The organism is Peribacillus acanthi, from assembly GCF_003073175.1.
Taxonomy (GTDB): domain Bacteria; phylum Bacillota; class Bacilli; order Bacillales; family DSM-1321; genus Bacillus_BN; species Bacillus_BN acanthi.
The window spans coordinates 47645-67700 of record NZ_QBBX01000002.1; the positions used below are offsets into that span (position 1 = coordinate 47645).

The 20056-nt window shown below is 37.5% G+C and carries 15 protein-coding genes; 7 read left to right on the forward strand and 8 right to left on the reverse strand.

From position 1 onward, the window contains the following. Positions 1-73: 73 nt before the first annotated feature. From DBX25_RS01935 to DBX25_RS01945, 3 genes are all read left to right on the forward strand, one after another. Entirely contained in the window at positions 74-1381 is a 1308-nt protein-coding gene (locus DBX25_RS01935; RefSeq protein ID WP_108669096.1) for a hypothetical protein, read from the forward strand. A gap of 211 nt (positions 1382-1592) precedes the next feature. Then, complete coding sequence (locus DBX25_RS01940) at positions 1593-1973, forward strand: hypothetical protein (RefSeq protein ID WP_108669097.1); 381 nt, start codon at positions 1593-1595, stop codon at positions 1971-1973. Further along, the gene (locus tag DBX25_RS01945) at positions 1963-2520 is read left to right on the forward strand and encodes an MltG/YceG/YrrL family protein (protein WP_205685165.1); all 558 of its coding nucleotides are present in this window, start codon (positions 1963-1965) and stop codon (positions 2518-2520) included. The genes DBX25_RS01940 and DBX25_RS01945 overlap by 11 nt, the downstream gene beginning before the upstream one ends. 43 nt (positions 2521-2563) lie before the next feature. Here the strand turns inward: DBX25_RS01945 and DBX25_RS01950 are convergent, their stop codons facing one another. Together DBX25_RS01950 and DBX25_RS20770 are read right to left on the reverse strand one after the other, a co-directional pair. Beyond that, a complete protein-coding gene (locus DBX25_RS01950; RefSeq protein ID WP_108669098.1) occupies positions 2564-3847 on the reverse strand; it encodes an MFS transporter in 1284 nt (427 codons plus the stop codon). 143 nt (positions 3848-3990) lie between these two features. Next, entirely contained in the window at positions 3991-4155 is a 165-nt protein-coding gene (locus DBX25_RS20770; protein ID WP_170110109.1) for a hypothetical protein, read from the reverse strand. Between the two features lie 567 nt (positions 4156-4722). Between DBX25_RS20770 and DBX25_RS21605 the strand changes: the two genes are divergently transcribed. Continuing rightward, a complete protein-coding gene (locus tag DBX25_RS21605; RefSeq protein WP_108669099.1) occupies positions 4723-8847 on the forward strand; it encodes a S8 family serine peptidase in 4125 nt (1374 codons plus the stop codon). Between the two features lie 648 nt (positions 8848-9495). On the opposite strand, the gene DBX25_RS01960 is transcribed toward DBX25_RS21605, so the two are convergent. After that, positions 9496-10878, reverse strand: coding sequence for an LVIVD repeat-containing protein (locus DBX25_RS01960; protein ID WP_108669100.1), 1383 nt, complete (start codon positions 10876-10878; stop codon positions 9496-9498). 449 nt (positions 10879-11327) lie between these two features. Beyond that, the gene (locus DBX25_RS01965) at positions 11328-12164 is read right to left on the reverse strand and encodes an RMD1 family protein (protein WP_108669101.1); all 837 of its coding nucleotides are present in this window, start codon (positions 12162-12164) and stop codon (positions 11328-11330) included. Between the two features lie 494 nt (positions 12165-12658). Between DBX25_RS01965 and DBX25_RS01970 the strand changes: the two genes are divergently transcribed. After that, positions 12659-13708, forward strand: coding sequence for an LLM class flavin-dependent oxidoreductase (locus tag DBX25_RS01970; protein WP_108669102.1), 1050 nt, complete (start codon positions 12659-12661; stop codon positions 13706-13708). Between the two features lie 52 nt (positions 13709-13760). Here DBX25_RS01970 and DBX25_RS01975 read toward each other — a convergent pair whose 3' ends face one another. The 4 genes from DBX25_RS01975 to DBX25_RS01990 all read right to left on the reverse strand — a co-directional run bounded on the left by DBX25_RS01975 (position 13761) and on the right by DBX25_RS01990 (position 18487). Then, complete coding sequence (locus tag DBX25_RS01975; protein WP_108669103.1) at positions 13761-14066, reverse strand: hypothetical protein; 306 nt, start codon at positions 14064-14066, stop codon at positions 13761-13763. A 122-nt stretch (positions 14067-14188) separates the two neighbouring features. Continuing rightward, the gene (locus DBX25_RS01980) at positions 14189-14371 is read right to left on the reverse strand and encodes a hypothetical protein (protein ID WP_108669104.1); all 183 of its coding nucleotides are present in this window, start codon (positions 14369-14371) and stop codon (positions 14189-14191) included. Between the two features lie 407 nt (positions 14372-14778). Then, the gene (locus DBX25_RS01985) at positions 14779-17973 is read right to left on the reverse strand and encodes a DEAD/DEAH box helicase (protein ID WP_108669105.1); all 3195 of its coding nucleotides are present in this window, start codon (positions 17971-17973) and stop codon (positions 14779-14781) included. Between the two features lie 112 nt (positions 17974-18085). Then, on the reverse strand, positions 18086-18487 hold the full coding sequence (locus DBX25_RS01990; RefSeq protein WP_108669106.1) for a hypothetical protein: 402 nt from the start codon (positions 18485-18487) through the stop codon (positions 18086-18088). A 191-nt stretch (positions 18488-18678) separates the two neighbouring features. On the opposite strand from DBX25_RS01990, the gene DBX25_RS01995 reads away from it, so the two are divergent. Continuing rightward, the gene (locus tag DBX25_RS01995) at positions 18679-19263 is read left to right on the forward strand and encodes a vWA domain-containing protein (RefSeq protein WP_108669107.1); all 585 of its coding nucleotides are present in this window, start codon (positions 18679-18681) and stop codon (positions 19261-19263) included. A 341-nt stretch (positions 19264-19604) separates the two neighbouring features. Continuing rightward, entirely contained in the window at positions 19605-20048 is a 444-nt protein-coding gene (locus DBX25_RS02000; protein WP_108669108.1) for an NUDIX hydrolase, read from the forward strand. Positions 20049-20056 lie beyond the last annotated feature (8 nt).

Here is a 20056-nt window from a genome sequence, read left to right on the forward strand (position 1 = left end):
CTCTAGTTTTTATTTTATAAATAAGGGATTAGAACTTTGACTTTAGAAAACTATTATTAAAGGATGATGAGAGTTGTATCAGGAATTAGCAAATGTATTAAATCAAGTTAGCTTTAGCAAGGAAAAGAATCTGCTGTTAATGGAACTTACAAAATTCAATGACGAGGAATGTGAGCAGGTACTTATAAATGCAGGTGGGGATATTGATTTAGCCATGCTAAATCTAAAAAATCAAATTTCAGGTATTGCTGGAGCGCTTTTTTCAAAGGAAGCTATATCCATTGGTATTAAGAATGCTGGGCTTTATGAAAAACTATCGAATAATTTAAGCAAACTAAACACTATGAGAGGCGGACCAAGGGGATTCAAAGGCTTTGTGTTTGAAGAAATGCATGCAACGAAAGCAACCATCAATGGCCAAGTCACAAATGTAATCAATAATAATGGGATAGCTGATTTCGCAATCATTAATAGCGATGGAACCATACAGTATGCTCAAGCAAAGCTTGGTTATGGAACAAGCAATATAGATTTTCCGTTATATAAAGGGCAAACCATAGTTGTTGATAAAGGAAATACAGCTTTAATAAACAAAGCTAAGGCTGCGGGATTCGAAGTAATTGAGTCCGAGGTTTCTGCTAGAGAGGCAACAAAAATTGCAAAAAGAATGCAGTTAGAATCCAAAATAACAAAACGTACTAATTCAGTAATCGTACCTAAAACTCAAGCAGCTATTAATATTGCAAAAGAGTCTCATAGAGCAGGTGTTCAATCTGCAAAAACAGGTGGACAGTTTGGGGGAGGCTTCAGCCTTGGTTCAAATATGGTAGATGTTATTAGTGGTGATAAAGAAATTGGAGATGCAGCCAAATCTGTAGCAGTAGACACTGCTGTTTCTACTGGTGTAGGCTATGCAACCGGAGCAGCAGTAACAGCTTTAGGGAACACTGCTGCTGGAGCCGCTGTTGCTAGTGCAGTTGGTACCGCAACTACTGCAATTGCAAGTACAACTGTCGGTGGTGCAGCAATTGCGGCAGGGACCACTGTTGTTGGGGCAATCGGAGGTATAGGAACTGCAGCCGCAACCACTACAATTGCGGCAGGGACTGCTGTTGGTGGAGCTGTGACAGCAGCAGGAACAGTCGTAACCTCAGCGGTAGCGAGTACGGCTGTTGGTAGCGCAGTAGCAGCTGCTGGAACCGCAGTTGCAAGTACAGCAGTTGGAGGGGCAGTTGTAGCAGCAGGTGCAGCCGCAACTGGAGCTGCAGTCGCAGCAGGAACAGCCGTAGCTGCTGCAGCCGTTGCAGCAGCACCAATCGTAGCAGTAGGGGTTGCTGCAGGTGCAGTGTTTAGTATAGGAAAGAAAATCTTTGGAAGATAAATAAATGAATTAGATAGTCTAAACCTATATTAATTACACTAATGTCCCGAATTCAAGGAACCATATAAGAAAAAAGTCCATACTAAGTTGCCTTATATTTGTAAATCCATCCGACTTATTTTGTGTTTTTTCGAATTGAATCGATAAATTGCTATCTTGCATGTATAATGAGTTTGCAATTTTCTATTCATATGTAGGAGGAATTAGTTAGATGGGATGGACTTTAACAGGATTGTTTTTAATATCAGCAGTATTGCTAGTCATTTCTCTTTCGAAGTCTTTTCAGGCGTCGAAAGAAAATCAAAAGGAAGTCGATCTTGTACATATTTCACTTATGAAAGAAATCAACACTTTACAGGAATCTATTCGTAATATTGAGCTTGATCAAGAAGTGATGATGAAAGAAGCTGGAATTCAGCTTTCAAATGAAGAAATACTTTATATGCGTGAAATACTAGATTTATATAAACGTAATTATTCAATCGAGAGTATCGCAGCGAAAAAACAGGTATCCGAGAGTGAAATCGCACGTTTGCTAGCTCCTTATCAGAAGATGATGGATGAAAGGAGAATGGTAGCAAATGCGAATTAACTTATTGACGAGCTTTGCAACTGGACTTCTTATTGCTACATCAATCAGTGCCATAGGGTATTTTTCTGATAAGAATGATGCAAATGCATCCTCTGAATCATTCGTAAAGCAAGAGACTGTAAAGGTACAGCCCACTAATAAAGAGATGAAAAAAGAGCTTGAATCCACAGGGTATGTGGTTCTTACAAAAGAGGAATATGACAAGCTAGGTGATGGTAAAGCAGAAAAACCAAAATCACAAAACGAAGAAGATAAAACAGCTACTAAAGAAGAAAGTAAAAAATCCACGTCTAAAGAGGATAGTACCGATACATCCAAGGAAAAAGAAAAACCAGAAACAAAAGTAGTCGTGAATGTAACTCAAGGTATGACGAGTATTGATGTTGGTAGAATTCTTAAAGATGCTGAATTAATTCCTGATGCATTTAAATTTTCTAGACATATTGAAATAAAAGGACTTCAAAAAGAATTACGTCCAGGCAAATATGAAGTGAATAGTAGCATGTCTTACGACCAAATTATTTCTACTATTTTCGTAAAAAAATAATCATTAGAAAAATCCCCCAAACTTATTGTCTGGGGGATTTATTTTAGCTTGTTAATGCACCTTGCTGCTTAACTTCCTTACGTTTTTCTTTAATTAACACTACTCCAATTAAACCGACTATTGAAAATATCACCGGAATAACAAAACCGTAATGATACCCCGCACTACTGTTAACATCCGTCTGAAAATAATCTAACACTTTCCCAAAAATACTAGGTAGTAGGACAGCGCTCAGAAAACCTCCAGTATTTGCAAATCCAGAAACTACACCAACATCTTTCATATCAAACGATTGACGAACAACTGCAAACGTTAAGGCACTGGCTCCATTTCCATAACCTATGATAAAGAAAAGAATAATCAGCATATAGAATGGTGGTTTTCCGCTAAATAAGATAAATACTGTCCAGCTGATTAAAACAATCAATTGTACTAGCAAATAAGGTCGTTTTAATGTATCTAACTTACTAGCAATTGAACTGGTAAGAGGTGCACCTATCATTGCACCAATAAGGCCAATCATAATCAGTTGGCTCGCATCCGAACGTGTTAAATCATACATTTGCATTCCATATGGTACAGCCCATGATCCAATAAAACCAACATAGGTTCCAACTACACCAAAATGACAAAGAAAAGTAGCCCAAGCCTGACGACTAGTGAAAAGTCGTATCAAAATACTTAGTGTTGACTCACGTTTTTGTTCTTTCTCAATCGAAGGCAAATGCTTATCAGAAAGGATTTTAAACCTTTTGTTTGGTATTTTGACTAGTATAAAGTAAAGAAGGATTCCATAAGTAGTTAAAATTAATCCTGTCGTAAAAAAAGGCAATCGCCAACCTGAAAAGTCAATCCATACGGAAAAAGGGACTGTGGCTAATAAAAATCCAACGCTTCCTCCCATTGCTGCAATTCCAAGTAAGCCAACAAATTCCTTTGGCTTGAACCATTGACTTAATATTAATATCAAATTCACCCATATGGTCGCATCTCCTATACCAACTAATAATCTAGCAAGAAGCATGACGATCTCATTTGGTGCGAAACTGTAAATCAACGTACCGATTCCATTAAGCATTGTACCTATAATGAGGAAAAAATTAGGGCCAAATCGATCTGACAAAATGCCAATAGGAATTTGCAAACATACATAGGCCAAAAATTGAATACTTGTCAGTAATCCAATCGTTGTAGCAGTGATTTTAAATTCATCCATCAAATGATCCGAAACCAATCCTGGAGCCGTTCTTTGACTAACGATTAATAAATATGCAAGAACTACTGACGTAAAAACTATCCATCGATACCTGCTGTTTTGTTTTTCCAAAGTTCACTCTCCACTGTGGTATATTCACCACTTTCTCTATCTACTGCATATATGGATTTTAGTCCTGTAAAGGATAAAAATCAACTAATAACATTTTGCTTTTAAGTGAAAAAATCCCCCAAACCATGTTGGGGGAGTGTGTCTTATAAATTTTCATTTTGTTGTCTAATTTCTTCTCCAGCTAAAATAATATTTCCAGATTCCATTGCACGATGCTCATTAACAGAATCACCTGGTTCTAGGTTGTTTAGGTTAGCCTGGATAGTCATTTTCTCCTCGTCAATGAGGGGTTTCTTTTTTGGGTCCATAATAAATACCTCCATTTTTTCTGATTAGGTGAAAGTGGTAATGGATTTCTTCAGTTTTTAGTCTTAACGAATATAAAATCTTCATGCAAGGTTTTTATATGGAACAAACAAAACAACTCATATATTAAGTCTGCAATTCACGCCAGGATTATTCTGTATTATATTTCTGATTCAATAATTTGAGCTTCAACTCGTTTATCATTCACTCATACCTACATACTATTCACATTTGAATGTTCCTAATAATTAGGTAATGGACTATTTGCTTGATTTAGCCAAGTGATATAACGGATAAATATTTACACAATTTTATAAAATTAACCCAAATTCCCACACATTTTTTCCGTGTTTTTCCTCATTGTATCCTATTAATTACTGGTTTCTATTTAAATTGTTATATGAATCCTCTCCAATAGTCCTACGAAATTAACCCAATAGTGATTAGGGGTTAATCAGATTATGATAGAAGAAAGTGGGGGGACGGGCTGGCTATCTTATTTTAGAAGTAGGAAAGCAAATGAACCGTTTCTTTGCTTCTAATTACATAAAGAGAGGGTTTTAGACAAAATGAAAAAGAAATCTTCATTTCCATTTAATGTGATTTCCACTAGTTTGATAGCAGCTAGTTTGCTATTTTCTAGTACATCACCTGCTTTTGGAGATACGCCCCCAACGAGCAAAATCACCAATGTAGAGCAATATCTTCAATATGTAACGAAGCAAGACAGAGACCGTGTACACAACAGTCAGGAGACTGGAGTCCCAGACAAATACCTTTCTCCTACTCTCGACACCATCAGTAACCAGGCGGTTAACATCATTGTTCAATTCTCCCAAGATCCTGCCAAAACAGACATCAAAAAGAATGCCGAAAAAGGAATCAGCCTATCACTAAGTGAGGCTAACGATAAAGTCGAGCAATCTCACCAACAGTTCAAGAAAAACATCGGACATACCCAAAAAACCAACACTAGCCAAAACATCAAAAAAGAATATCGTCATGCCTTTAACGGTGTTGCCATGACTGTACCAGCTCATGAAGTGCAAACACTCCTCTCAATCGATGGCGTTAAAGCAATCTACGAGGATAAACAAGTAACAGTTGAACCACCACCGGTTACAGATGTGGAAGAAACACAAACCAAAAGCGCATCTCCTGCTCTTGACAGCATTTCTCATATCGGAGCAACCAAGCTTCATGATGAAGGCATTACGGGAAAAGGCATAAAGGTAGGCGTAATTGATACGGGCATTGATTATTCACACCCTGATTTAAAAGATGCCTATAAAGGTGGATACGATTTTGTCAATAATGATGCTGATCCAATGGAAACAACATATGAAGAATGGCAAAAATCAGGCCAACCTGAACTGCATCCTCTTGGTGGATCCACCTACTATACTTCTCACGGAACTCATGTATCTGGTACCATTGCCGGTCAAGGAATAAATAACACCGACTATGCTGTTACAGGTGTTGCTCCTGGCGTTGAATTATACGGTTATAAGGTTCTTGGACCATACGGATCAGGATCATATAGTAATATTATTGCTGGAATTGACAGAGCGGTATCAGACGGGATGGATGTTATTAACCTTTCATTAGGTAGTAGTAATAATGATCCGCTTGATCCAACCTCCATTGCGATTAACAACGCTTCCCTAGCCGGCACAGTTGCCGTGGTAGCTGCTGGAAACGCGGGTAGTAATCTATATTCTCTCGGCTCACCTGCAACTTCTGCGTTAGCTTTGACAGTTGGGGCAAGTGATTACTCAATAACTGTTCCAACTGCAACAGGCACTGTTTCTTCGAGCGACAATCTTTCATTAACCAATTTAAGACTACTAGCCAAAAGCTACAGCGATGATCTTTCAATTTTTAAAACTGAAGCCCTTAGCATTGTAGACGTAGGACTAGGTAACCAACAGGATTACACCGGCAAAGATGTAAATGGAAAAATTGCTCTTGTTGCCCGAGGTAACTTTAGTTTAAACGAAAAAGTTACGTACGCTAAAAAGAATGGAGCAAAAGCGGTCCTCCTTTATAATAATGATCCTGCAGAAGGTCAAATCCCTCATTATCTAGGAGATGGGTTTGAATTCATTCCTGCTTTCACTCTTACAAATGAACAGGGTCTTCAAGTAAAAGAAATGGTGAAACAAGGTAACGCTACGTTCACTCTGAATACTCTAGGTGAGTTAAAAACAAGCGGAGATACAATGGCTGCTTTTAGCTCACGTGGACCTTCATACCGAATATATGATATAAAACCAGAAGTAACGGCACCAGGAGTTGGTGTATATTCAAGTGTCCCTTCTTATGTAAACGGAATCGAGCATCAGGGTAATTATGAATATGCCTATAAAAGAGCCTCTGGTACTTCTATGGCAGCACCACATGTCGCAGGGGCGGCTGCCCTTTTATTACAGTCGCACCCAGATTACAAGCCAGAAGATGTAAAAGCGGCTTTAATGAATACAGCGGATGAGCTAGCGCAAGATTACAGCGTTTTTGAAGTAGGAGCAGGAAGAGTGGATGTGTATGAGGCTGTACATGCTGATATGAGTATAAAAGTACAGGATTACACACCTAGCATAAAGGGTGAAGTGGAATTGACTCTACCTGAAGTAACAGGAGCGTTAAGCTTTGGATCCCAGGTAGTGACCAAACAATTTAAAAAAGATGATCGAAATGTGACTCTTTCGAATACAAGTAGCGAAGACAAAACCTTTGAAGTCCAAGTGAAGTTTAATCAAAACGTTCCTGGTGCAATGGATGCCGCGAAGAATAAGGTGACTCTGGATGTACCGGAAAGGCTTATGGTTAAAGCAAACAAAACTTTGAAGTTAAAGCCAAGTATCCAAGTTCCAGCGGGTGCAGAGTATGGAAATTATGAAGGGTTTATTCATTTTACCAATAAAAATAATCCGGATGAAGTCTATCAAATTCCATTTGGCTTTAAGCATGTGAAGGAAGGCATAAATGAAGTAGATGCCTATTATAATAGCTTTACAACTAGACGAGATTATAACCACGGTTACATGGGTTATTCACCAATCTTATTTTCACTTAGTAGTTCTATGGAAACGGTTGATATCGTTTTAAAGGATGCGACAACAGGAGAAGCATTGGGATTAATTGAATCGTTCCATGGATTTCTTCCGGAGGATATTCTGTATGGAATTGAATTTGGATTTGTAGGCTTGTATTTCCCGTTTACAGGTAATCCAAATACCCCAGTTGCTTATGCGAAAAAGCTTGCTGGTCCAGGTAAATACGAGGTGGAAATTGTCGCAACGAACAAAGAAGGCAAAACGTTTAAAAAATCAGATCCGTTTTTCATTGAAAATACGCTACCAGAAGTAAAAGTGCAGCAGCCTGGTGGTGTGTACGAAGTAACTGTAGACGGGATGGTCATTAAAGGAAATATCTATGACAAGCATGTAGATATTATGAAAGAGAACGGGTTTGATTTGGATCAATCCTCTAATTTACTTAACCTGTTGAATCCTAGAAGCACGCCAATCTCAATTAATAAAGATGGTAATTTTGAAGTGCAAACGGGTTTGGCTGCTGGCAAAGATTTTACGAAGGTCACCCTTCAAGCCATAGACTACGCTATGAATGGGATTCAGGACCACCCGGATTTTACCTACACTCTTGTTAAAAAAGGTATGCCGTACGCGAAGCTTGTTACGGATAAAAATAATGCAAAATATGGCGACACAGTGACGGTCACCCTGAGTGCCCACAATATTAAAGATTTAACAGGCGGGGAGTTCACGTTAGCTTTACCATCAAGTATCTATGACATTACACATGTCTCATTAAACAAAGACTTTACCGCATATGCAGAGGCGCATAACATACAAGCAAACCTTACAAAAGGAGAGGTTACGACAGTAGGTAGTCAAAGCAGAATCACTTTGAGTGCCGCGTTGACTGGCGAAGGGGTACAGCCAATCCAAACATCTATGCCATTAATCGATGTCACACTAAAAGTAAAAGAGAATCCAGCGAGCTATATCAAATGGATTCAAAACATAAATGTCACTAATTCAAAAGCTTTTTCATTGAACCAAGCTCCAGTATCAATCCAAGGCTTTGGCCAGGGAGTAAATATCGTTCCTACGGTTTCTCAGCTTGAGGGTGGTATTTTGGCAGATGGATTCATAGGGGATACGGGCATTTGGTTAGACTACAATAAGGATTATTCCAAAGCTGGCATGACGATCCAGGCAGTAGGGCAGGATGGGAAAACCTATACGGGTGAATTCAACAGCAGTGCCCGTTACTTCTTGAAAAACCTACCAACAAGCGATCAACCATATGATATCACGGTCAAAATACCAGGGCATTTTGACCGTCATGTATCGATAAGTGATTTACACGACTTGTTTAACGGGGAATCCGTTGGGCGCATGACGTACATCTTCTACGCACCAGTAATGGGTGGCGATGTTAATAACGATAACGTCATTGATGTTTTGGATGCAGAATTTATCAAAACACATTGGGGAACAAACAACCGTGCAGCGGACATCAACTTTGATGGTGTAGTAGACGCGAAAGACATGAAATTTGTCCAAAAACACTACCTAAAACAAAACCCGGATGTGCAAAATGCACCAAAAGGAAAAGAAGTATACAAAGGGAAAACACTCGAGGACATTTTACAGGAATTGAATTAATAGGGTGCCAGGCGCCATCCTGAATTTGTAAAAGTATGAGAGGTGTTTGCCTCGTGATTTTTACATTATGAAATATATAGAGACTCGCATGTTGGAATGGATGCTTCTACCATGCGAGTCTTTTTTTCGGTTGAGGAAATTATTCGTGAAAGGAACGTACCGTTAGGAAAGGAAGAGATACATTTGAATGGTTTTAGTCAAAGGAAAATATATAAGGATTTTGTATCAGAAAGATTAGAAGCAATTAATCCACTTTTCAACTCGTTTATCCTTCACTAACCTCTGGATACTCTTCACATTCGATGTTTTTACCATTCACATTTTTAAATTTACTCTTCACTTATAAAGAAATCTTCAAAAATACTCTTCACATGACCGCCGTTATCCACGTTCCATTCCATTTACCTTTTGCTATCCTACCATATCTATCACTTAGACAATTTTATCCTTCACTAACAATCTCTTACTCTTCACTTTTATTATAAAAAGAACATATTTCAAAGGATTTCCACCTTTCTAAAGGTAAATCCATACCAGTACTAATAGTGCAAGTAGCTGCAAGATATAAAAAAGAAGGGGGTATCTCAGCTTGAATTATTACCAATAAAAAGCTCCAAACCACAACAGGTTCGGAGCTTTTCTATACCTTTAGTCCTCTAATGAATATCTTTCCAAGCTTCCACCAGTCTTTTGTAATACCTTCAAGCCTTGGCCCATATCAGAAGCGAGAACATAGTTACGATCGACGAACACACCCCAGATATTTGATTTACTAGGGATATACACTCCTGTTTCAATTGGATTGGAAGGATTTGTAATATCAACAGTTCGAACTCCTCCAGCATAATGTGAAAGGTAAAGTGTGTTTCCATGAACTTTAGGATCATGGACTGTTGCCCCACCAGGAATCTTTTCAGTAAAATCAGTTTTAAATGTGCTTAGAAGCTTAGGATTTGTTTTATCTTTAATATCGTAAATCATTGTATAGCCATAAGCTGATTCGAAGCCTTCACGTACAGGACCGAATACTTCTCTAGTTTCAATTAGGACATTTCCACCTTTTGCAAGTGTTGAGGAGTGTGCAGCTCCTTGTACTTTTGTAGCGAAATCTGTTCTACCTAAGTAAACTGGTTTTTTAGCATCACTGATATCAAGGATAATAGTCCCTAGATCCCAGTATGAAAGATATGCAGTCGTTCCATTTCCATCCGTCATAACACTATGAGCGAACGCCGTACGCTTGATACCTTCTTCATCTGTCCAATTGTAACCATCATAGTTGTTATCATTTACTTCTTTAATATAATCACGTGGATTGAATTCATAGATGGTTTCAGGTTTAGTTGGATCCGTTACATCAATAAAAGAAACATCCATTTTCTTTCCATGAGAATAGTAATCTGCATAGCAATCAGCCGTCAATACATACACATTGTTCCCTTGAACAGTTAAATACAATTCATGTGTGCCACGTGCTCCTGAAGTAGATTCCCAGAAGCCTAACTGCTTCGGTTCATATGGATTGCTTACATTATATAAGACGAAACCACCTTTAGAATTTGGATCAAGACGATTTAACTTTTGGACACTGACAACAGCAAGGTCACCTTTGAAAGTTTTCGTACTGACTGATTTGACGATAACTTTTTCCTGCCAGGTTCCTGGAATTTGGGCAAAAGCGGATACCTCAACCGGGTTTGCTGGGTCTTTCAAATCGAATACACGAACACCACCAGCACCCCCATTAGCACTATGTGTTCCCAAATAAGCAAAACCTTTATGAGCATAAACATCACCTGTAGAGTTTTTGATGCCAGCTTTTAATTCTCTAAGCGGAACAGCAGCGACTTCCTTTAAATTCCCAACATTTTTACTGCTTTCTAGCAAAGGAACTGATAATTCAACTCCTGATAAATTTTCGCCTTTTTCAGCACCGCCACCTAATTCATCATGTGCCGAAGTCAAAGAGGGGATAGCCGAGAAAGTGAGTGCACCAGCCAATACCGTATGTACCAAAAGTTTCTTTTTCATCAATCTTCCTCCTAAAGTGTTTTGGGACTCAAAAGTCTTATAGGAGATTTTACAGAAAATTTTGGTAATTACATATCGGTCATTATGCTTCTCTTTTTATCAAAAAATTCGACTCAAATATCAGTCTATTTTACTCTCAGTTCAACACATTCTAATAAAATATACATAGATTCAATATGATATAAAATAGCTAAAAATACCTTATCGTTGGCAGGATAGTAGACTTTAAGCTATGTTAAAGATTGATATCCATGGAATCTCATTAATAATCTATTATTAATAATGTATGCGTGGTTATAAAGTAGGAAAAAAGTCAATGAACAAGACAAATTGCTCACTGACTTTTTTAGAAAAGTGGTTAATATAAATTATGGTAACTTATATCTGTATCAGTATTTTAAAAATTTCTGTACTATAGATGCTTTTACTACTGTATATTAATCTATTCTTCAAGGTAGTAGCCCCGCAATACCCAATAAAGTAAGGATGATTTCAAACAGGATTAATATTACGATAATCCATTCCACAAATAATCCTCGAATCGAATGGCTGATGGTGGAAAAGCCATCCATGATGTTATATAAAATCTCAGTTTTACTTTTCAAAATTTTATAGCGATCGTTCAATTCAAAAAACTCTACCATTTTATCATAGAATTCTCCAGCTGTGCTGCTGGTCCATGTGATATCTGGTTTGTCCAGAATCATGATGTAGGCAAGAGTATTATATTCATGTCGGACGATTTTGGCAGTTGTACGTGCCAATTCCTTATTTCCAATTCTTAAATTTCCTTTTTCAAGGCGATCAATCATGGTTTCAAGCTTATCGTGAATTTTTCCAAGCTGCTCCTCGGTTTTCTCCAAAGCCACCGATTTTGCAAGCACTGTAGAAATTAATTCTGGGTAGAAAATTTCATAATTTGGAACTATCACAAATTCGTCCGTTAACAAGATGTTTTCATTTTCTTTAATATGAAGGCTATAATCATCGGTATATTTATATAGATTTTTCCAATCAATATCCGGTTCAAAATCATGGATGAATTTTAAAAAACGCCTAATTTCATAGGAATGGGTAAAATTAATAAATACAATGCTTCCAAAGGAAAAAACGAGTACCATCTGCGATTCAACTACATTTTGGTTAAAAATCGATTTTAGTATACTGCCTTTTAATACTAATGGCTGTTCCCACGTGAATTTCTTAGGTATGCCGGCATGTATTGCGATTTTATTTAAATCAATTTCATTTGTGATGGCAAAAGCTTTAAAGGTGATCTCCTTCATTTTACATCACTCATTTCAGAAAATTAGTCTTCGTAGATAATTAACCCGGCATTTTTTAAAGGATTGGAATTATTAATACATATGCTATTTGAAATTATTCTAATACCGGCAGTTAGACCGCTTTTTACTAAAGGCAGAAAAAAGTGACCAATTGAGTATAAAATTTGCTTTTATGCCACTAAATTGGTTATAGTTGTTAATACCAATTGTGACAACAAGCAAAAGAGCCGTTTCCTGTATTAAGGGTGCGGTTTTTTTGTACTTTAAGTAAACATTTATGGGCATCGAATAAGTACGTCTACGTATGGGTCAATTTTGTTAAGAATAAAAGTGCTACTGCTTTCGTCGGTAAATTTGTTTTCAATAAGAAAAGTAGGGTTGTATAAGCTAAGGATGTATTTTACAAGGCAAGAAACTTGATATTAGGAGACTTAAATCCCACAATAATTGTAAAGTTTATACATAGCCGTGTAGTGAAGTAGGAGGAGAGAAAAGTGGAATTAGGAATTAGCACATTTGTTGAAACAACGCCAGACTTGCATACTGGGGAGGTAATCAGTCATGCACAACGGATAAGAGAAGTAGTGGAAGAAATCGTCCTTGCAGATCGAGTAGGGTTAGATGTATTCGGTGTTGGTGAGCACCATCGCCACGATTTTGCCGCATCTTCTCCTGCAATTATCTTGGCTGCAGCGGCTTCACAAACGAAGCGGATACGATTAACTAGTGCCGTCACAGTTCTATCTTCGGCAGATCCAGTACGTGTTTTTCAAGATTTCGCCACAGTGGATGCCATTTCAAATGGACGTGCAGAAATTATGGCTGGACGAGGTTCCTTTATCGAATCATTTCCGCTATTTGGTAATGATTTGAAGGATTACGATGAACTTTTTGAGGAAAAGCTTGATCTTTTGTTAAAAATAAGAGAGTCCGAGAAGGTGACTTGGACAGGGAAGCATAGACCAGCTATCAATAATCGAGGAGTTTATCCGCGTCCGGTTCAGGACCCTTTACCTGTATGGATTGGTAGTGGAGGGAATACTCAATCGGTCATTCGGGCAGGGGTGCTTGGACTACCACTTGTCCTCGCTATTATTGGAGGAAGACCCATTCAATTTGCGCCACTTGTTCAGCTTTATTATAAGGTTGCAGCTCAATCAGGACATGATATATCAAGACTACCAGTAGCTTCGCATTCACATGGATATATTGCCGCAGATACAGAGACAGCTGCGGATACCTTCTTCCCATCTACGCAGTACGTAATGAACGTTTTAGGTAGAGAACGAGGCTGGGGTCATTATGACCGCGCTAGCTTTGATGCAGCACGAAGCTTTGAAGGAGCGCTTTACGTTGGAGATCCAGAAACGGTTGCACAAAAAATTATCTATCTTAGAAAAAATGTAGGAGTGACCCGATTTATGCTGCATGTTCCTGTAGGATCGATGCCGCATGATGAAGTCATGGGGGCGATTGAGCTTTTCGGTACAAAGGTTGTTCCGAGAGTACGCGAAGAGATTTTAGAATGGGAAAGCACACTGTAAGATTGCACATAATAGGCACTTTTCTCGTAAGGTGAAATAGTGCCTTTTTAAGTCATTTCTGCTTTTCTTTTATCTGTTCACGAATCTTTTCAAGGTCCTCTAACGTGAGTTCACCAAGCGATTTTTTTATTTCTTCTTCAATATGTTTTCTATTTCTTTCTCGATACTCATTCCACCATTCACGAAGACCTTCCGTATGATCCAAGAGATATTCAATATCAATTTCATCTATTTCATCATCAGAAAGATAATTCAATACCGCTCCTAACATACGATTAAGGTCTTGAATTTCATTTTGTAATGATTTACTTGTATTCGAATCCGCTGTTTCTTCGGATTGTGTTATTCTACGGGGCATTTTCTTCCTCCTTAATTATCTGTTATTAGTATTAGCAATATAGGAATCACTTAACCTAAAAAGAAAATGAACAGTCCATTGAACTGTTCATTTCGGTTACCCAATTTTTGTTCGTTTTATATTCAATTCATTATCTGCTTTTCTTTTTCCATTTCCAAAGCAGATACGATATAAGCAAATCCGTTCATCAAAAAGTAGAAGACATTGGATTGTACCCGTTCTGTTTCCCCTAAATACGTATTGAAAATTATAATGACGGAATATATTACTACAAAAAATAAAGCGATTTTGTTGAAGATGGCCATTTCATCAGCTCCTTCATAGGGACTCCTTTTTGATATCATATTTGAAATTGACCAGTATTATGCAAACGATGATGGCTAAGGTCCTAATTTGGGCTGCCGAAATGAATGGGAAACCACATATTTCCTACAAAAGTATAATTAAATTCATTTGTATTAATAAGGGATTCCGGTAAGTTTTGAATATAGAGTATGCGCCAGATATTAAGTAACCCATCAATCATTTATCACGGAGTTGCGTCTCTGATATTTGCGTTTAGTAATAAGTTAAGGTAGTTCGGTAAAAAAGCAGAGGTTTTCGGTAATAAAATTATTATATTTGGTAATAAAATCTGGAATTTCGGTAAAAAAACACTATTTAAATGGCAGCCACTTCCACCAGGAGGGAAACTAGCTGCCATTAATATTTTTTATATCATCAAAATTTCACGAATGTCTTCTTCCGTTAAAGTTTTTTGAACCTTATCCCCAGGATCTATAACTTCTTCCACAAGGTTTCTCTTTTTCTCTTGCAATTCATTCATTTTTTCTTCAATAGTACCTTTGGAAACAAGCTTGATGACTTGTACCTCTTTTGTTTGACCGAAGCGATGGGCACGATCGGTTGCTTGTTCTTCGACAGCAGGATTCCACCAAATGTCATAGAGGACGACCGTATCGGCACCTGTTAAATTTAATCCGGTACCTCCTGCTTTGAGTGAGATGAGCAATAAATCTTTTTCCCCTTCATTAAATTGTTGGCAGATGTTGACTCTTTCTTCGGATGGTGTTTGCCCATCTAGGTAAAAGTAGGGGAGTCCTCGAAGATTTAATTCTTTCCCAATCAGTGCCAGCATTTTCGTGAATTGAGAGAAAATCAGCACCCTTTTTCCTGCAAACCTAGACTCCTCGATAATCTGCATAAGATGTTCAAATTTTGCTGACCTACCGTTATATCCGTCGACAAACAGGGCTGGATGACAACAAATTTGTCGTAATCGAGTAATACCTGCCAAGATTTTTATCCGATTTTTCCGAAATGTATCTTTGTCAAGATGCTTCAGTGTATCATGTCGAAGCTTTGCCAAGTATGCAGCATACAATTTCTTTTGATCAGGAAGTAAATCTGTGGATTCTAGCAACTCAACTTTTTCAGGAAGCTCAGTGAGAACGTCTTCTTTTAAACGCCGAAGCAGGAATGGACGGATTCTACGTGCAATTTTTTCCCTTGAAAGGTGACTGAATTCCTTTAACCCAAGGAAAAGCTCAGGGAACACGACATGAAAAATAGACCAAAGTTCTTCAATCGAATTTTCAATGGGTGTACCTGTTAGGGCAAAGCGATAATTAGATTGCAATTTCTTCACTGACTTTGCTGTTTGCGTCAATGGGTTTTTAAAAGCTTGTGCTTCATCCAAAAACACCGTGTGAAAAAATTGCTGTTCAAACCACTGTATGTCACTGCGTAACAGGGGATAGGATGTAATCAGAACATCACAATCCTCCATTTCCTTCTGCGCCTTAATCCTTTGATCTCTGGATCCATCCATTACAATCGCTTGGATATCTGGTGCAAATTTCATCAGTTCATTCAACCAGTTGTAGGTTAGAGATGCCGGGCAAACAATTAAGACGGGTTGTTTCTTTTCTTTTATTGCTTGGAGTTCTGACACTATAAAAGTAATACTTTGAAGTGATTTACCTAATCCCATATCATCTGCCAAAACTCCACCGTATCCATAGCTTGCCAATGTTTTTAACCAATAGTAGCCTCGGACTTGATAATCTCGTAAAACACGTTTTAAACTGCAGGGTACTTCAAATTTTAATTGTTCAGGTTTTGAAATATTTTCTAAGAATAGACGGAATGATTCTTCAAATTGAAAGGTTTCCTGATCATCAACAGCATCGAGAAGTTGAAGTCCTCTTATAATTGGAACGTTCAAACCGCTTTCCCAATCTTCCTGTTGTTCTGGAACGGCATTTAGAAACCGTTGGATTTCTTCAAACTCTCTAGTTTCTAGTGATAATAAGGCTCCATTACGTAACCGATAATATTTTCGTTTTTCCTCTAACGCTTGCAGAATATCACGAATCTGCTTATCTGGGAATCCGTCGAGCTCAAATTTAAATTCCAGCCAGTTAGTACGTTCTTTATTCACTTTAACGCGAATCTTTGGAGGTGTATTCTCTCTGAAAATTCGATTTCTGACAGCAGTTGTAGCATAGATTTGGACAAGGTTTTGCAGTTTAGGAACGGTATGGTAGAGGAATGAGTATTCTAGTTCCTCATTATGCAAAAAATAACCGCCTTCAGTTTTTGTAAATAAGCTATCTTCCATCATTTGAAGAATCTGCGCTTCTTTTTCTACATCTCTAAGAAGTGGGAAACGCTTCTGTTGTTCTTTTTCTTCCAAAGGGTTAAAAACTATATTTTCATATTGAAACTCTAATCCAGCAAGCAATCGGTTTTTAATGCGATCTAAATACAGCTTTGCAATTAAAGGGGTCTTATTGTACATCCGAGTTATAGATTCGGCTACACTGACATGACCCAATTTTTTTAATCCTGGAACCACTTGTTTGAAGAAAGTCTCGAGCTGTTCTTCTGGAACTTGTATGTGATTAGTGCCAGAAGTTTTTAAAATCCTCATCAATTCTATCAGTCGGTCAATTTCTTCATCTTCTACAGAGTATAATTTACTAGCGTGTAAAACCACCCCATAAGAATGGAACACGATTATTGAGTCTAAACCTTTTATGCATAATTGAAATCCTCGGAACTCTTCTTTTAAATCAAACTGTAATGGAAGCAATTTGTTGGAAACTTGAAATGTATTAACCATTGTTCCAGATTGAGTGATGTTTACTAAAGAAGCTTTTGTAAATAGTGGTGCTAAACTGTCCCATGATGAAGGAGGAAGGGTGAGCAAATCAGGTCTGTTAACCTCATCAAGGTCATCTCCATACGTCTTTTTAGATTCATTTATCTGAATTAATTGCTGAAGTAGCTCGTTTGTTTCCTTCAAAAAGCAATGCACGTTCGGGTCATATGTAAAGGTGTTTGATAATTGAATAGAGTTTCCTTTTTTCACTTGGCTTAAAAAAGAACGGATATTTTGTATTTTGTGAGATTGCAATTTTAATGATACTGCAAAAAGATATAGTCCGTTTTCCAATGAAACTGGCTCTATAAGGAATTCTATATCAAGGGTTTGCCTATTTTCAAAGTGTCGTTGGTGCCCTCTTGAACGCTTGGGTTGTTTACTAAAAAGTGTAATGAAGCTATTTGATAGTAAGGGTTCAGTGGAATCACTACTTACACTAATAGGGGATGTCCCATGACGTTGATGCTCATAAATTGCCAGTAAAACTGCAGCAATATGCTGACAATCCTTCTGGAAAGAAGCTAGTTTAGGACAGCTACATGTCGTATTAAAGTTTCCGTTTATTTCCTTCTCAACTTTAACGTAGAAATCTTCAGAGACCGAAACCGTTGCTTCACAAACTTCAGTGTTATAGTGGTGGAAATGAACTTTATTAGCGCGATAAAAAGCGTCACCTCTTTTGAAGGAGACAGTGCCACACAAATCTTGAATGATCTTCTGGCTCAATTTGATATTCAAATGACTTCCCCTCCTGAGGATATATTGTATAAGGTTTCTCTAAATAATTATGATTTTTTTGTAGGGATAAAGGGGTGTGGCTTGACAGTTTCAAAAGTGAATCAGTCTTTGATCATGTTAGAGTTTTTAAACTGAAATATTCTAGTGTTTGATTCACATTATCAATGTCATACATTTTTTTCTCTAGGCAGTACTTGATAATCAAATCCGAGGTGTCGCTGTCTGATAATGTATAACCAGCTGTATCGAGTAAATGATCGGTTTGTTCATAACTTAACTCAAGTGCTAAAGCTAGCGCGACAATGGTATTTTTCCTTGGATGATACTTTCTATTACTTCGAATTTTTGAGAAAAGTTTACGGTCAATTCCTGCCCTTTTATAAACCTCGGGGTCTTGAAGTCCTTTGTTTTCAATAAAAGAAAATAGTACTTCTTGAAATGTTGGCTGCCGATGTCGATTAATAAAATCCTCTAATTCATTTTCCTGGAATTCCTCTACGAGTTGCTCAAACATCTCTCAGAAGACTTACAAACCATCATTTCAAGGTTTTTCAAATGAAAATCTATGTATTCCTGTAATTCTTTCAGCATCTTTTGGTCGAGCATTGAATGTCCGCCTCCTCAAAATGTCGCTTTTGAGGCGACCCATTCACGAATCTACTTAGATATGATTATATCATCCTAACAAGAGAGAGGTTGAAATGTATGAATAAGAATTCTTCTGAAATTATTTTCCTTATAGATCGTAGCGGCTCAATGGCTGGTTTGGAAAGCGATACAATCGGTGGATTTAATACTTTTATTAAAAGGCAGTGTGAACTCGAAGGAGATACTACATTAACAACGGTATTATTCGATGATCATTATGAGCTCCTTTGGAATGGCATCGATGCAAAACAGGCTATACTTACTGAAAATGAATACTATGTAAGAGGATGCACTGCATTATTAGATGCAATAGGGAAGGCAATATTGGATGTAGGACACCGATTATCTAAAACTGAGGTTGAAAAAAGACCAGGAAAAGTCATTGTTGTCATTACCACCGATGGAATGGAAAATGCAAGTCGGGAATTTACTTATGGAAAAGTGAAAGACCTTATCAAGCATCAGCAAGAGAAATACAGCTGGGAGTTCATTTTTATGGGAGCAAACATTGATGCAATGGAAGAAGCAGACAGCATAGGGATAGCGAAGGGAAATGCATATAGCTATGAAGCGACTGAAACCGGGGTGGATAGTATGTATAACGTCATCTGTGAAGCAGTAACAGAGAAAAGATCACTGTAATTTGAAAATTATGGTTTTGGATAGTCATTGAAAAAGCTATAATGGAAACATAAATGAAAAAGGTGGAATGTACAATTCATACCAATCTATCTAAAATTCAAAAAGTTTTGAACCCACTTATAAAGATAAACCTATAATATTATTATGTAAACTAATTCGACCAATTCTTGGACTAAAACAACTTTTCATATAATTGACATCCTGTAGGTGTTTTACTACTGATTGATTAGAAAATTAAGAAATAGTCACCAGTACCATTCGGTAGGGAGGCTATTTTTTGTTTAATGCGACATAGGCTTTTTTCTTACATATCTAATAAATAGGATAGGAAGGTTCTCCTGATGAACATGGAAATGATAGTTGCAGTCAAAGGTGTTATTATTACAAGCGGAAAAGTATTAATATTAAAACGCTCAGAAGAAGAAGAAATTAGCCCCGGAACATGGGAATTGCCTGGAGGAAAAATGGACTTCGGTGAACAGTTAGAATCAGCTTTAGTTCGTGAAATTAGAGAAGAAACGTCCTTATATGTTACTGTTGAGAAACTTTTATATGTGTCCACTTTTACTACTAATCCCTGTCGCCAAGTCGTCATTATTTCTTATCTATGTAGAAGCAAGCATAAGGATGTAGTTCTATCATTTGAACATTGTGACTATAAATGGGCATCTAAAAGTGAGTTAAGTGAGCTTTTACCTCCAGGAATACTCCAAGATTTTAAGAAAAATCATGTTTTTTCTTTAGATGAATTGGAAATCACGAATCCAAACGTAATACAAATTTAAATAAAATG